This window comes from Sphingobacterium multivorum, assembly GCF_900457465.1.
Taxonomy (GTDB): Bacteria; Bacteroidota; Bacteroidia; order Sphingobacteriales; family Sphingobacteriaceae; genus Sphingobacterium; species Sphingobacterium multivorum.
In genome coordinates this window covers 565,082-577,322 of record NZ_UAUU01000002.1, presented here as the reverse complement: position 1 = coordinate 577,322, position 12,241 = coordinate 565,082, and the positions used below count along the sequence as shown (strand labels likewise).

General features: G+C 39.5%; 11 protein-coding genes. 1 reads left to right on the top strand and 10 read right to left on the bottom strand.

Translation table 11 applies throughout. The annotated features are described in order from the left end of the window. Positions 1-7: 7 nt before the first annotated feature. From DTA23_RS02585 to DTA23_RS02550, 9 genes are all read right to left on the bottom strand, one after another. The gene (locus DTA23_RS02585; RefSeq protein WP_046672265.1) at positions 8-667 is read right to left on the bottom strand and encodes an ABC transporter ATP-binding protein; all 660 of its coding nucleotides are present in this window, start codon (positions 665-667) and stop codon (positions 8-10) included. A 103-nt stretch (positions 668-770) separates the two neighbouring features. Next, a complete protein-coding gene (locus DTA23_RS02580) occupies positions 771-2,741 on the bottom strand; it encodes an FtsX-like permease family protein (protein ID WP_172462303.1) in 1,971 nt (656 codons plus the stop codon). Continuing rightward, positions 2,686-3,222, bottom strand: a complete 537-nt coding sequence (locus DTA23_RS02575; protein WP_146752997.1) for a hypothetical protein — start codon at positions 3,220-3,222, stop codon at positions 2,686-2,688. Before DTA23_RS02575 ends, DTA23_RS02580 begins: the two co-directional genes overlap by 56 nt. 207 nt (positions 3,223-3,429) lie before the next feature. Further along, positions 3,430-3,600: a hypothetical protein gene (locus DTA23_RS27010; RefSeq protein ID WP_172462302.1), complete on the bottom strand. Its 171-nt coding sequence runs from the start codon at positions 3,598-3,600 to the stop codon at positions 3,430-3,432. Next, positions 3,588-3,677 carry a hypothetical protein gene (locus tag DTA23_RS31020; RefSeq protein WP_502263815.1) on the bottom strand — a complete coding sequence of 30 codons (90 nt, stop codon included), beginning with the start codon at positions 3,675-3,677 and terminating at the stop codon, positions 3,588-3,590. The genes DTA23_RS27010 and DTA23_RS31020 overlap by 13 nt, the downstream gene beginning before the upstream one ends. After that, positions 3,641-5,071 carry an FtsX-like permease family protein gene (locus DTA23_RS02565; RefSeq protein ID WP_172462301.1) on the bottom strand — a complete coding sequence of 477 codons (1,431 nt, stop codon included), beginning with the start codon at positions 5,069-5,071 and terminating at the stop codon, positions 3,641-3,643. The genes DTA23_RS31020 and DTA23_RS02565 overlap by 37 nt, the downstream gene beginning before the upstream one ends. A gap of 14 nt (positions 5,072-5,085) precedes the next feature. Further along, complete coding sequence (locus DTA23_RS02560) at positions 5,086-5,874, bottom strand: ABC transporter permease (protein WP_112373750.1); 789 nt, start codon at positions 5,872-5,874, stop codon at positions 5,086-5,088. Positions 5,875-5,901: 27 nt separating this feature from the next. Further along, on the bottom strand, positions 5,902-8,343 hold the full coding sequence (locus DTA23_RS02555) for an ABC transporter permease (RefSeq protein WP_112373749.1): 2,442 nt from the start codon (positions 8,341-8,343) through the stop codon (positions 5,902-5,904). A 204-nt stretch (positions 8,344-8,547) separates the two neighbouring features. After that, positions 8,548-8,772 (bottom strand): helix-turn-helix domain-containing protein, encoded by a 225-nt coding sequence (locus tag DTA23_RS02550; protein WP_070566237.1) that lies wholly within the window; start codon positions 8,770-8,772, stop codon positions 8,548-8,550. 345 nt (positions 8,773-9,117) lie between these two features. Between DTA23_RS02550 and DTA23_RS02540 the strand changes: the two genes are divergently transcribed. Further along, positions 9,118-9,567: a hypothetical protein gene (locus DTA23_RS02540; RefSeq protein WP_172462300.1), complete on the top strand. Its 450-nt coding sequence runs from the start codon at positions 9,118-9,120 to the stop codon at positions 9,565-9,567. Positions 9,568-9,639: 72 nt separating this feature from the next. On the opposite strand, the gene DTA23_RS02535 is transcribed toward DTA23_RS02540, so the two are convergent. Next, a complete protein-coding gene (locus tag DTA23_RS02535) occupies positions 9,640-12,045 on the bottom strand; it encodes an ABC transporter permease (protein ID WP_172462299.1) in 2,406 nt (801 codons plus the stop codon). Between the last annotated feature and the right edge of the window lie 196 nt (positions 12,046-12,241).

Sequence of the window (12,241 nt, the reverse complement as noted above, 5' to 3'; positions counted from 1 at the left end):
CATACAATTATTTGAGCTGACCATCCAGCATATTGACAACTCTTTTACCATATTCGGCATTCTTTTCAGAATGGGTTACTTGTATAATTGTAACGCCATCATCGTTGAGCTGTTTGAATAAATCCATGATTTCTTCGCCTTGTTTGGAATTTAAGTTACCCGTAGGCTCATCGGCCAGCAATAACTTCGGTGATCCCGCCAATGCACGCGCTATACCGACAATCTGTTGCTGACCACCGGATAGCTGGGCCGGGAAGAGATCCTTCTTCCCGACAATGCCAAAGCGATCAAGCATATCGGCAACAATAGCTTTTCTTTCTTTGCTTGAAATGTCTTTATAGATCAAGGGTGTTTCGATATTTTCATACACGGTCAATTCATCCAGGAGATGATAAGCTTGAAATACATAGCCTATGTGGGATTGGTATAGTTGCGTTCTTTTCTTTGCTTTCATTTCCAATACATTCTCGCCCATAAAGATATATTCACCCTCATCAGGTTCATCAAGCATACCGATAATATTTAATAAAGTTGATTTTCCAGATCCTGATGGTCCCATGATGGAGATAAAATCACCTTCAGCAATATCGAGACTTACATCTTTAAGGACGAATGAGCGTGTACCACCTACGTTATACCACTTGAATAAATTTTTTAATTGTATCATTTTTTAGTATTGAGATCTTAGATATTCTTGTTTTATATTTTTATTAGTCATCATAATTACTGTTCGACTGGGGAATAGGGCCCTTTACCGCTCAAATTATCTTTTATTCATCGCGCAGGCTATCTATTGGATTTGTTTTTGCGACTTTTATAGATTGGAAGCTGATGGAAACCAATATGAGGATAAATATGCAAAATATTGGGATCAAAAACGACCACCAGGACAGCTGAATATGATAGGCGAAATTGGAAAGCCATTTATTCATGAGTAGATAGGCTATTGGAAGGGCTATGCCGATCCCGACTAAAAAGAGCTTGAAAAATGGTTTGTTCAATTGAATAAAGAGCAATTGTACCGAGGCTCCCAGTACTTTACGGATGCTCATTTCCTTTTTTCGTAATGCCGCCTGATACGCCGCCATACTAAATAGCCCTAAGGCCGCGATGATAACCGAAAGGCTGGTGAAACTATTAAAAGCAGTCTGCAATTCTTGCTGTTTTTTGTGCTGCAAAGCATATTGCTCATCCATAAAGGAATAATCAAGAGGCAGATCTTTTGCGGATGGATTTTTCTCCCATTCTGCTTTGACTGTATTGATGGCCTGATCAACCATTCCCGGTTTTGTTTTGACCATGAGGGTTGTCTGAAAGCGCATAGTACCACATTCGTTTTTAAATGAATATAGGCTCGGCTGAACTACATTTTCAAAGCCATAAGCTTTACTATCTTTGACTAGGCCAACAATTTCAAAGGTGACATCACAGCCTTTGATTTTAGCACCTATCGGGTTTTCGAGTCCTAAATTTTTGGCTGCAGATTCGTTGATAATAGCATAGTTGGCCAAGGAATCGTGAAGCAGTTGATCTATTGAAACAGTGGTGTTTCCTTGTATACTGGAGATATTTAGCGTCTTGAAGTATCCAGGATCAATACCGACATGTGCAAACGAAACGTTTTTTTGAGCATAGGAAAAATCCATTTTGGGAGGTTGTTCGCCTTCCCCTGGAATATTTGTCGCTGATGCAACAGAGGCAATACTTGGATCATTTTCTAACCGACGTTTTAGTTGTTGATAGGAACCATCAATTTTGGAATCATAATACATGCCTATTCCTTTGAAATTAACAACCTGTGCAGGCTCAAATCCTTTATCCGCCTGCTGCATATAATTTAGCTGTGCCCTAATAACCAGCATGCCCGATATAAATAGGATGGCCATACTGATCTGAAAAGTTAGTAGTGCGTTTCGAAATGTGCCCTTTTTGAGAATGGAAGTCAGTCCACCTTTAAGGAGATTAACGGATTTGAAGCCAGAGAGTACGATAGCTGGGTATATTGCCGATAGAACTGTTGTCAATAGTACGGCAATAGCAAGTTGGACGATTGTTTCTGAACGCAGAATATAGCCCTTAAGATCATCATTGAACCATTTTTGGAGGATATTTCCTGTGAGGGCCAAAGCAACGAAACTTAGAATTGCAGCACTGAAAGTCAGAATAAATACTTCCAGTACCAATTGCCTGACGATAGCCCAACGTGAGCTTCCCAATATTTTTTTGAGCGCGAGTTCCTTAATGCGTTGATCCGCTTGTGCCATAATCATATTGGCAAAATTGGCAGAGGCGAGTAAGAGGATCAAAACGGAGAGAATACCAATAATCCACGTGATGATATAAGCCGTGTTACTTCCTGTTTTTGGCCGAAGGTGAAGGTTGGACAGTGGGTCTAGGTAGATCCTCCCTTTGGCATAACTCGAGGAGCGGATTTTATCTTTCGGTGCAATTTCTTTCTGGTAAAGCGCGTTGATGCGATTGGTCAACTTCGTGATATCCGTACCGGGACGTACTTGAATATAAGTTTGATACAAAAAAGGATTATTATTGGCGAAGAGATCCTGTGGTTCACGGATAAAAAGGAGATCGTAGTCAATCATGGACAGACCTTGCTTTTTGATGGTACCGTAGATTGTTTCCTTCATTCCAATTTGTAGACTTAGAGCTGGAATCGAATGGGGATTGTCAAAATTTAAGTCTTCTTTTTTGAATAGTTGTTCGGCAATATGGCTTTTGACCATGGTCGCATCCTTTTGATCCTTGTTTTTGTAGAGCGGTCCGGGTCGCATTTTCGATTTGAAAGATTCGTGCGGCTGAGGAGTCAATCAGTGCAGCATTTTTAATAAGGACTGTTTTTTCACCAAAAAGGGGATAACTTCCATAATTGTAAACTATTTTTCGACCTGCATAGACGATATCAGGTAAATTCTGTTTTAGCAATGGAGCCAGAGAAGGTGAAGTTTCGTCCGTAAATGCACCTTCTGCTTCAAGGCCAATTTGGTAGATATCCTTGTAATGTGGATTCCATTTATCGTAGCTGGTCTCTCGATTGATGTATTGATAGGAAAGGATAAAACCGGTAAAACCCAAGGTCAATCCAATGATGTTTAGAAGAGTAAATCCTTTGTTTTTTAAGAGTTTACGCCAAGCTAGTTTGAAATCATTTTTTGTCATCTTACGCTGGATAGGTATGCTTAAACCAAGTAGATCTATTTCACTCAATTAAAATTACAATCCCCTTGCCAGTGTCGTAATAGTTTTATTATAAATAACTTATCGTGTTTTTGTTTTGTTTTTGAATGTTCGATTTCGAACAGTTTACGTCCAGAATCGAACATTCATTCCCCTAAGCTATTGGTTCAATGACCACCACGCAACAGGCAGGCAATTACCAAGGCAACAAACACCAATTTTTAAGATCTTCTGACTTTATTCATCCCTTAAACTATCGACCGGATTGGCACGGACGACTTTCCAAGTTTGATAACTAATCGTCCCAAAAGCAACTAAGATTGCACTTATTCCTGCCAGAACAAAGTAGAACCAATTGATTTCTATGCGATAATTGAAATCCGCCAGCCATTGATTCATTGCCACCATGCAACAGGTGTAGCAATGACTAAGGCTACAAAGACCAATTTTATGAAATCTCCGGAGAGTAATTTGAGTAATCGGATGGAACTGGCACCGAGAACCTTACGGACACCAATTTCTTTGTACGTTGCTGGGTCACATATGTTGCTAGTCCAAAAAGTCCCAGGGCGGCAACAAAAATGGCTACAAAGGCAAAGCAGCTGAAGATATTTTTAGTCCGTTGGACATCCTGATAGAGGTCAGCGAAGCCGGCATCAAGGAAATTATAGTCGATTTTTTGATTCGGCGAAAACTTATTCCAAACGGTATTAATGTCGGCTAATGTTTTGGACATGTCCGTCGATTTGGTCTTGATAGAAAGCATGGAAGGACTATTGGCAAGGGTCATGCAAACGGGGTAGTAGCCCTCATCTTTCATTGATTCAAAGATAAAATTATCGACGACACCGATAATGGTCCATGTCCTGCCGTTAGTAATTTGTGTACCAATGGGATTTCCTTTGATGCCTAAATCAGCAAGCATTCTTTTGTTAACAATAGCACCTGTACTATCCGATGCGATATGTGGATCGAAGTTTCGGCCGGCTATTAGCTTCAGACCAAAAGTGGAAAGGTAACTTTCGTCGATATTCCAGAATTGCCCACCTTCACCTAATTCAAGATCTTCCTTGCCTTTGGCCCAAAAAAGATTTCCATTTCTTTTTGCACCATCCAATTGAACCGGTAAATAGTCGCCAATAGAGACATCACGAACTGTTGGAATGGCTTTTAATTCATTTTTTAATTCTTTCGCCTGGGAGGCAATTCCCGTTACACCACGAAGTACAATGACCTGATCCTTATCAAAGCCAATGTCTTTATTAAGCATAAAACTGATTTGCTGATTTGCAATGAGTGCGCTGATGATCAATATAATAGATGTTGCAAACTGGAAAATAACCAGTCCATTGCGCAATAATGAAGATTTAGGATTCGTAACCGATTTGCTTTTTAATGCGTTGATCGGCTGAAATCCTGATAAATAGAACGCTGGGTATAAGCCAGCGAGGATACCGATGATCAACATGCTCAAAATCAGCGAAGGCACAAAGTACCAGACTGTCCACGGTATAAACAGCGCTTTGTTGGCTAGATTGTTAAATAGTGGTAATAACAGGAAGGCTAATAATAACCCTATAAGAAGTGAAATAAGACTGTAACATATCGCTTCGGTCATAAATTGGATAATCAGTGTCTTTCGATTGGATCCAATGGTTTTGCGAATTCCGATTTCTTTTGCCCGCGTTGCTGCATTCGCTGTGGATAGGTTGATGAAGTTAATACAAGCGATCAATAAAATAAAAAATGCGATGCCAGCAAATATCCAGACCATCTTAATATCACCTTGATATTGCGTAGCCATGCCATATTCCGACACATTCTTAGAACGCAGGTGCATATCGAGGGCGTTTTGAAGTAAGACGGTTGACTGCATCATTTCGGGCGATATTTTCATTCCATTTTTTTATTAATCAGAATATAATGGTCCTGAATATAGTTTTTTGAAATGCTACCCTGTGCGTTGGCAATAGCTGCATTCTCCTTCAGTTTTACATAGGTAATGTAATTTGTCGCGCCCCAATTGTTTTGTTCACCCGGGTAAAATGGTTCGCCTGCAAGGGATATAAAATAATCATAACCATAGAGGCTGGAATTGTTCGGAACATCATCGATGACAGCCGTTATGTTATATAAAATACTTTTATTATTGTTGAGATAGATCGTCTGCCCTACAGCATTTCCTTTGAAATATTTCTCAGCCCTACTTTTGGTAATGACTATCGCATTGGGTTTGTCCAGCGCATGTGATAGCTGTCCTTGTACGACCGGAAGTGGAAATATTTCCAAAATGGACTGATCGACATAAACAAATCCTTTATCAAGGTAATTCTCTGCGCGGCCATTTACCGTAAATAGATTGCTTCCGGCACCAAATAAGGTATTGGGTAAAATGCGGCCGGCTAATTCTACACTTGGGATTTCCTCTTGAAAGGTTTTAGCTGCTGGGGCAGGAAAGGCAAAGGTTTGCCTCACTTTATCACCATCGGGTGCCGAAACGATAAGACGGAAAACACGGTCCATGTCGGGATACATTTTGTCATAACTGGTTTCATGGCGAATGTACAGTACAATAAGAATGCAAATGGCAATACTAAAAGCGAACCCGCCGATCTTGATGATCGAGTAAAGTTTGTTGTTGGCCATATTTCGCCAAGCGATCTTTAAATTATTTCCTATCATAATAAAGTTCTTTTACAGTTTTTGTATTTATTCATCACGCAGGCTATCCACCGGATTGGCGCGAATGGCTTTCCAAGTCTGATAGCTGATTGTGCCTAAAGCAATTAAAATGGCACTCATACCTGCAACAATGAAGTATAGCCAATTTATTTCGATTCGATAGTTAAAATCAGTAAGCCATTGGTTCATTGCCCACCACGCAACAGGTGTGGCAATGACCAAGGCTACAAACACCAATTTTATAAAATCTCCAGACAATAATCGGAGTAATCTGATCGCACTGGCTCCAAGTACCTTACGTACGCCAATTTCTTTGGTTCGTTGTTGTGTCACATAAGTTGCAAGGCCGAAAAGCCCGAGTGCAGCGACAAAAATGGCAACAAGAGCGAAACAAGTAAATATATTCTTGGTCCGTTCCACATCTTGATAAAGGGCCTCGAAACCTTCGTCCAAAAAGCTGTAGTTAATTTGTTGATTTGGTGCAAATTTGTCCCATACTGCTGTGATATCAGCGATTGTCTCTTTGAGATGTTGCGATTTTACCTTAATAGAGAGTAGGGAAGGATTGCCTTGTAATGTCATACAAAGTCCTGCATACCCCTTCTCCTTCAACGACTCAAAAATAAAATCATCTACTACGCCAATGATCGTCCAGGTATTGCCATTGGTGATTTTTGCACCAATGGGATTCTTTAATTGAAGTTCGTCGGCCAACTTTTGATTGATAATAGCCGAACTGCTATCGGTGGCTCTCGTGGGATCAAAATTTCGTCCTTTATTTAAATGAAGACCGAATGTGCTCAGATAATCCTGATCGATTTCCCAAAATTGGCCCTGTGTAGCCATATCGAGATCTCTTCTACCATCAATCCAGAACGGATTGCCATTTCGTTTGGCACCATCGATGGGTACAGGGAGAAAATCACTCAGGGAAACTGAAGCAACATCTGGGAGGCTTTTTAGCTCATTTTTTAAACTTGGAAGCTGTTTCGATAATGTTCCAATTCCGCGAAGCACAACAACTTGGTCCTTGTCAAATCCCAGATCTTTGTCTAATATGTAGTTTATCTGTTTATTGGTCACCAATGCGCCAACGATAAGGATTATTGAGGTTGCGAATTGAAAGACAACCAAACTATTCCTAAAAAGCGAAGATTTGGCACCAATGACGTTGTTTTTCAGTGCAGTGATTGGTTTAAATTTGGATAGGTACAATGCTGGGTAGATTCCGGCAAGGACGCCGATCACCAATATAGCCGCCAAAAGAGAAGGAAAGAAGTATGCCGCTATCCAGGGAATGGTCAATGATTTGTTGGCTAGTTGGTTGAATACGGGTAGTAGTAGCCAGCTTAGAAAGAGCCCGATAATCAGTGACAGTACACTATAACAGATTGCTTCAACAAGAAATTGTCCAATAAGCAGCTTCCTGGAGGAGCCAATAGTCTTACGGATACCAATTTCTTTTGCTCTTGTTGCTGCATTTGCTGTCGATAAGTTGATGAAGTTAATACAGGCAATGAACAAAATAAATAAGGCTATAGTTGCGAAGGTCCAAACCATGCGAATATCCCCTCTGTTCAATGTACTCACTTTATCGTCGCTTACATCCGCAGATTTTAGATGCATATCGAGGGCATTCTGTAGGGTTATTTTTGCCTGCTTGAAAAGCGGATTAAGTTTACGTCCAGATTTTAGATATTCAGGGAGATAATGTATTTCTAAGTAATTCTTTGAAATTTCTTTTTCTGCCAGTGCAACATTTACGTTGGGTTTTAATTTGACATAGACGGTATAATTGTTATTGAGCCAAGCAGTCTGTTCACCTTGATAAAAAGGCTCTCCAGCGAGCGACATAAAAAAACTATAACCGGCAAGGGTCGAATTGTTGGGCATATCTTCAATTACCCCAGTGATGGTATAGGCTTTCGACTTATTGTTGTTGAGATAGATCGTTTGTCCAATTGGATTATTTTTAAAATATTTTTCGGCTTTGCTTCTGGTGATTACCAATGTGTTGGGCTTGTCAAGTGCGTGGGACAGCTGGCCCGAAACCATGGGCATAGGAAACATGTCGAGAATGGACTGATCGACATAGACAAATCCATCATCATAATGGCTATCAGGGCTGTTATTTAATGACAATTGGTTACTGCCCGCACCGAATAAAGGGTTTGGTAGAATGCGTCCCGTTTGCTCAACGGACGGGATTTCTGCTTTCAGGGTCGGCGCCACAGGGGCAGAAAGTGAAACCCAGCGCTCGATTTTATGCTCAATAGGTAACTGAACGACCAAACGGTAAACTCTATCCATCGCCGGATAAAACTTATTATAGCTCGTCTCATGTTTTATATATAAAACAATAAGAATACAGATGGCAATACTAAAGGCAAAGCCGCCAATCTTGATGAATGAATATAGCTTGTTTTTTGCCATATTCCGCCAAGCTATTTTGAGATTATTTCCTATCATAGCAGAATTTTTTAACGCCTGAATGATTGGTAGTTATAATCAAAACAGGCGTTTAAGCTGAAATCAATTGCGTTGCCATTTTGCTAATGTGTTGATAATTAGTTTCTTGTTTTAAAATTGAAAAGTTCGTCTGTACGATATCGAACAGTTTGGCGTTCAGTATCGCACAGACGAGCTAAGCACTGGCGAAAAATGGAGAATTGCTTACTCTTCAATCTCTTTCAACTGGAGATGATCACATAATTCGAACATCATTTTAGCTGGATCTGTATCAATAGCCAATGCAATCAGGTACATTTCATCCAAACGTAATTTGGCCGTTTCGGTCATCGTTAACTCATTGATTCTTGCCTTACTTAAACCCGTTTTTCGCGCAATTCGCGATTTATTAACGGATTTCTTCTCTAAAAATTCACCTAGTTTTGTCATAGTTATGATTTAGTATGCTCTTTTTTTTGTATAGATAAATATACAAAATGTTATTTTTATTTATACAAATGTTTTAAATTTTTAAATTATTTCTATTTCTTTGTATGGAATAACTATATGAGCTATAATGAGAAATAATTTTAAAGTGTTCAAACGGGTGTATAAGCATCGTTGTCAACCGTTGGAAATGCAGTTCTTTTATCGGATGATATTACAGCGTATTTCAAATGGTCTCTCACCCGAAGAAGTATCTTTTTTAATGGGAAAAGCACTGGATTTTATAAGCAAAGTTGAGTCTTTCAAAATTAAAACGATTCTTGCTATTGATTACTATATTTTTTGTGTGTGTTAGAAGTGGGGAGTATACATGCCATGTTGCCTTTAGGGATGAATTTATCCAAGCAAAAGTATGCTTATGAGTTGCACGTTAATACATTGGCTGAGGAGGTTATTTACCATTTATATAGATTATCCATTGAAGAAGGGGTACAGGAGATCGAATTTAAGATAATGGACATCCGCCATAATTTTGATCCAAATGAACCTTCTACGTTGAATGAGCTTCGGAAGGTCAAGAGAATCATCGAAGCGCAGGTTGGCACGGGATATTTTAATAAAAATAGGAGTCCTTATGAGATACATAAATTGGTTTGTATGATACTCGATACATATGTAAAACCTAAAAACTTGATGAAGATACTTGAAGATTTGCTCAATCGGTCTGATGAGCTTAAACTTATTCGGAAAGAATCAAAATATGGATTTGTTTATCTATCGAAAAGCTATGAAGGTTAAAGGAATAAGGAGTTACCCATCCAGTAGCTGTTCGCAACGAACACCAACTGGATGGGTACAACGCTCATTTTTCTATTCATCTCTTAATTTTTCAACGGGATTAAACCGAGTTGATCGAAATACAATAATGCCAACCAATAAACTCAGCAATCCAATCAATGTACCCAATGGTAACAAGTAAGTAAATGCATTGATTTCTACGCGGATGATGTAATTTTGTAGCCAGTATTGCATCAATAGATAACTCAGTGGAACTGTCGTAAACGCAGCAAATAGGAAGATTCCGTAGTACTCTTTTGAAAAGAGCAACATCAAATGTGCTAGTGAAGCCCCTAGTACTTTACGAATGCCGACTTCTTTATTGCGCAGATGGATGGAAAGCGATATTAATCCGGTAAGTCCCAATACAACAATCAGCAGCGAAACAAACGTAGCAATCTGGGAAGCGCGATGCAGTTGCAGCTCATTTTCATATAGATTTTTGATGCGTTCATCCATAAATTTATATTCGAATGGTGCATCAGGTAGCAACGTTTTCCATTTTTTTTCGAGCTGTTGTACTGCATTGGAAAGAGGTCCCTGCTTCAATCGAATGCTAAGGTATCGATATTGAAGACTCTCATGTACATCCATCCAGATAATAGGCGGAGATGCCTGATGCAGTGAGTTGGCTACAAAATCTTCAGCAACGCCCACAATAGTGATTTTGTAATTAGGATCATTTATTGCTATTTGCTGACCAACTGCTTGCTCGGCATTTTTAAAGCCAAAATCATCCATAGCCTTCTTGTTGATGACAACTGGTCTATTATCCGCATTCGTTGCATAATGTTTAGGAAGAAAAGTTCCTGCAATTAGCGGTATCTCGTAGGTTTCCAAAAAGTGACTATCACTTGTAATCCGTTGTACCTGGATTTCTCTGTCGTCTGTCGTCCCGAATGCAGGCTGCATATTGGACCCCAGCAATCCAGGAGTTTCATAAGATAAGCTTACTGATTTTACTTCTGGCTGTTGGCTGAGTTCCTGTTGTAAAGTCTCCATTTTGCGAACACCATCTTCGGACCAATCTCTAGGTACCTGAACGGTTAATAAGTAGTCTTTGTTGTAACCTAGATTGCTATGGAGAAATAGGTCCACTTGTTTGGAAATAATCAATGTGCAGACAAGCAGGAGCAAGGCTACCCCAAATTGAAAAAACAAAAGAATTTTTCGCACCAGTTGTTTGCCCCCCAGCGTCGAAAACTGGCTTTTGACTGCCGGAAGTATCGCGACATTGGAAAGTTTAATGGCTGGATAGAGCCCCGCTAGTAGACCAATGAACAACGTCATTATAATCAGTAAACCAAAAAAGTAAATAGGCAATTCCACCAACGAGGGTAGCTTACGCATCAAAACATGTTCGAAGATTGGACTCGTGATGATGTAAATTGGAAGACTGATCAATGCTGCTATGGCCACAATCAGGATATATTCGGTCATCAGTTGTCTAATAAGTTGCATGCGAGATGATCCCATCATCTTGCGAACACCGATTTCCTTTAATCGCGTAATGTGCTGAGCGATACTAAAATTGATGAAATTGATGATGGCCATGATCAAGATGAAAATGGCAGTCCAAACCAACGTCTGTATCATTTTGCGGACGGCCCCTTGGTTGTCATCCAAATAATAGGTTTTCAATGGTTTTAAATTAGGGCTGTATTGATTGGAAAACTCTTTATCGGTATTCTTTCTTACCAGCGTTTCGATGGCGGCATCTACGCGCTCCACACTTACACCTGGTTTCAATTCGATATTACCGGCAATATAAGGGTTATCCCAATTGTCTATCGATCGGCCAAAGAATTGCTCGTTGATGATCGGTAAAAATATGTCTGCATGCATATTCTTTGAGAGATCCATAATGGCGTTTTGGACATCAGATTTAATGATTGCTGTAATTTCAAAATCATGTTTTTCACCCTTGAAATTTTTTATTTGTAGCGATTTGCCAAGTACATCCTCATTTCCGAAATATTTTATGGCTGCTTTGTCACTGATGACTACTGAAAAGGGATTATTCAAAGCGGTATTGGCATTGCCTGCTAAAATCTGGAATCCGAACATCGTCAATAGACTGGGATCTCCAAGAGACATGCCTTCTTCATGGATTGTTGCTCCGTTCGCTACGATACCGGTCAACCCATCAATCCGATAATAATTGGAGACCAGGTTGGGATACTCCTCATGTAAAGCTTTGGGGAGTGCCCCTAATGTAGTTAAGTCAATACCAAATCCTTCTTTCTTATACTTGCTTTGCAACAAAAATTGCCGATCAATATTTTTGATATTGCTATTCACTTGATGTACATCCCATACATAAGCACCTACAAGTAATAGAAAAGTAATACCGCAGGTCAATCCAATTAGATTGATCAGATTTTGTACTTTTTTCTTTCCGATATTTCGCCAAGCAATCTTGAAGTTTGTAAAGTTCATTGTCTTAAAATATGAATTTATTTTGGTCGTGGAGCTGCTGATAGCTTGTGCTCTACTTAAAAAATTAAAAATACAAATGTTTGGCCAAGTAATTATCCTGTTGATCATTAACGGATTGCATTCCTGATTCTTTTACTCGCTGTTCGATATCGGACAGTGCTTTGTCCATAGCTGAACAGACGAGTCTATTTTATTC

Coding starts and splice junctions, on each gene's coding strand:
- DTA23_RS02585 (WP_046672265.1), bottom strand. CDS start 667: ATGATACAATTAAAAAATTTATTCAAGTGGTATAACGTAGGTGGTACA.
- DTA23_RS02535 (WP_172462299.1), bottom strand. CDS start 12,045: ATGAACTTTACAAACTTCAAGATTGCTTGGCGAAATATCGGAAAGAAA.
- DTA23_RS02550 (WP_070566237.1), bottom strand. CDS start 8,772: ATGACAAAACTAGGTGAATTTTTAGAGAAGAAATCCGTTAATAAATCG.
- DTA23_RS02560 (WP_112373750.1), bottom strand. CDS start 5,874: ATGATAGGAAATAATTTAAAGATCGCTTGGCGAAATATGGCCAACAAC.
- DTA23_RS27010 (WP_172462302.1), bottom strand. CDS start 3,600: ATGGTGGCAATGAATCAATGGCTGGCGGATTTCAATTATCGCATAGAA.
- DTA23_RS02565 (WP_172462301.1), bottom strand. CDS start 5,071: ATGATGCAGTCAACCGTCTTACTTCAAAACGCCCTCGATATGCACCTG.
- DTA23_RS02555 (WP_112373749.1), bottom strand. CDS start 8,343: ATGATAGGAAATAATCTCAAAATAGCTTGGCGGAATATGGCAAAAAAC.
- DTA23_RS02580 (WP_172462303.1), bottom strand. CDS start 2,741: ATGGTCAAAAGCCATATTGCCGAACAACTATTCAAAAAAGAAGACTTA.